Origin of the sequence: Streptomyces sp. (assembly GCF_035644915.1) — a bacterium.
Taxonomy (GTDB): domain Bacteria; phylum Actinomycetota; class Actinomycetes; order Streptomycetales; family Streptomycetaceae; genus Streptomyces.
In genome coordinates, this window is the sequence record NZ_DASQNP010000063.1 from 1 (window position 1) to 2342 (window position 2342).

Sequence of the window (2342 nt, forward strand, 5' to 3'; positions counted from 1 at the left end):
CGTGGAGGCCGCCGAGCAGCACCGGGCGGACGTGATCGGCATGTCCGGGCTGCTGGTGAAGTCCACGGTGATCATGAAGGAGAACCTGGAGGAGCTCAACGCCCGCGGGCTGGCCGGGCGCTATCCGGTCATCCTCGGCGGTGCGGCGCTGACCCGGGCCTATGTCGAGCAGGACCTGCACGCCCTCTATCAGGGCGAGGTCCGCTACGCCCGGGACGCCTTCGAGGGGCTGCGGCTGATGGACGCGCTGATGGCCGTCAAGCGCGGGGTGCCCGGCGCGAAACTGCCCGAGCTGCGTCAACGCCGGGTGCGCGCGGCGACGGCGCAGGTCACCGAGCAGCAGCAGGAGGACGTCCCGGTGCGGTCGGATGTGGCCACCGACCACCCGGTGCCCACCCCGCCGTTCTGGGGCACCAAGGTGGTCAAGGGCATTCCGCTGCGGGACTACGCGTCCTGGCTGGATGAGGACGCGCTGTTCAAGGGCCAGTGGGGGCTGAAGGCCCCCCGCACCGGGGAAGGCCCCTCCTACCCGGAGCTGGTGGAGACCGAGGGCCGGCCCCGGCTGCGCGGCTGGCTGGAGCGGCTGCACACCGACAACCTGCTGGAGGCCGCGGTGGTCTACGGCTACTTCCCCTGCCACTCCGAGGGCAACGACCTCATCATCCTGGACCAGGACGGCGCCGAGCGGTGCCGGTTCACCTTCCCCCGCCAGCGCCGCGGCCGCCGGCTGTGCCTGGCCGACTTCTTCCGCCCCGCCGAGACCGGCCAGACCGATGTGGTCGGGCTGCAGGTGGTCACCGTCGGCTCGCGGATCTCGGCGGCCACCGCGGAGCTGTTCGCCGCCGACTCCTACCGCGACTACCTGGAGCTGCACGGCCTGTCGGTGCAGCTGGCCGAGGCGCTGGCCGAGTACTGGCACGCCCGGATCCGCGCCGAGCTGGGCTTTGCCGGCCAGGACCCGGCCGCCCTCGAGGACATGTTCGCCCTCAAGTACCGCGGGGCCCGGTTCTCGCTGGGCTATGGGGCGTGTCCGGATCTGGAGGACCGGGCCAAGATCGCCGAGCTGCTCCGGCCGGAGCGGATCGGGGTGAAGCTGAGCGAGGAGTTCCAGCTCCATCCCGAGCAGTCCACCGACGCCATCGTCGTCCACCACCCCGAAGCCAAATACTTCAACGCGGGAGTGCGGTCATGATCACCACCCTGCGCGACATCCTGGCAAGCGGTGAGCGCTCGTTCTCCTTCGAGTTCTTCCCGCCCAGGACCGAGACCGGGACCCGCGCTCTGTGGAGAGCCATCCGCCGTATCGAGACGCTGAAGCCGACCTTCGTCTCCGTCACCTACGGCGCCGGCGGCTCCTCGCGGGACCGCACCATCGAGGTGACCAAGCAGATCGCCGCCGACACCACCCTGCGGCCCGTCGCCCATCTCACCGCCGTCGGCCACTCCGTGGCCGAGCTGCGCCAGATCATCGGCCGGTACGCCGACGCCGGGGTCCGCGACATCCTTGCCCTGCGCGGCGACCCGCCCGGCGACCCCCAAGGCGAGTGGACGCCTCACCCGCACGGCTTCGCCCACGCACACGAGCTGGTCTCCCTGATCAAGGAGATGGGGGACTTCAGCGTCGGCGTGGCTGCTTTTCCGGAGAGGCACCCCCGCTCGCCCGACTGGGAGAGCGACATCCGCCACTTCGTCGCCAAGTGCCGTGCCGGGGCCGACTACGCCATCACGCAGATGTTCTTCCGCGTCGAGGACTATCTGCGCTTACGGGACAAGGTGGCCGCCGCGGGCTGCGACACCCCGATCATCCCCGAGATCATGCCTGCCACCGATGTGCGGCAGATCCGCCGTTTCGCCGAGCTGTCCAACGCCACCTTCCCCGAAGACCTGGCCCACCGCCTGGAGGCCGCCCGTGACAATCCGGCCGAAGGGCACCGCATCGGGGTGGACCACGCCACCGTCATGGCCGAGCGGCTACTGGCCGAGGGTGCTCCCGGCCTGCACTACATCACCCTCAACCGCTCCACGGCCACCTGGGAAATCCATCAGAACGTCCAGACCTCAAGGAGTGCCCGGCATGCCCTCGCAGCCCACCGCTGATTTCACGGACTTCAAGGTCGCGGATCTGTCGCTGGCCGCCTTCGGCCGCAAGGAGATCACCCTCGCCGAGCACGAGATGCCCGGCCTGATGGCGATCCGCCGGGAGTACGCCGACGCCCAGCCGCTGGCCGGGGCCCGGATCACCGGCTCGCTGCACATGACCGTGCAGACCGCGGTGCTGATCGAGACCCTGGTGGCGCTGGGCGCCCGGGTCCGCTGGGCCTCCTGCAACATCTTCTCCACCC

The 2342-nt window shown here is 70.3% G+C and carries 3 protein-coding genes; all 3 read left to right on the forward strand.

What is annotated here, in order from left to right:
* Window positions 1-1192: vitamin B12 dependent-methionine synthase activation domain-containing protein (locus tag VE546_RS06470; protein ID WP_324919476.1), on the forward strand; the 1192-nt coding region annotated here is incomplete at its 5' end.
* The gene (gene metF / locus VE546_RS06475) at window positions 1189-2097 is read left to right on the forward strand and encodes a methylenetetrahydrofolate reductase [NAD(P)H] (protein WP_324919478.1); all 909 of its coding nucleotides are present in this window, start codon (window positions 1189-1191) and stop codon (window positions 2095-2097) included. The genes VE546_RS06470 and metF, both read left to right, overlap by 4 nt.
* The coding region (locus VE546_RS06480) for an adenosylhomocysteinase (protein WP_324919480.1) at window positions 2075-2342 on the forward strand (268 nt) is incomplete at its 3' end. The genes metF and VE546_RS06480, both read left to right, overlap by 23 nt.

Coding starts and splice junctions, on each gene's coding strand:
- metF (WP_324919478.1), top strand. CDS start 1,189: ATGATCACCACCCTGCGCGACATCCTGGCAAGCGGTGAGCGCTCGTTC.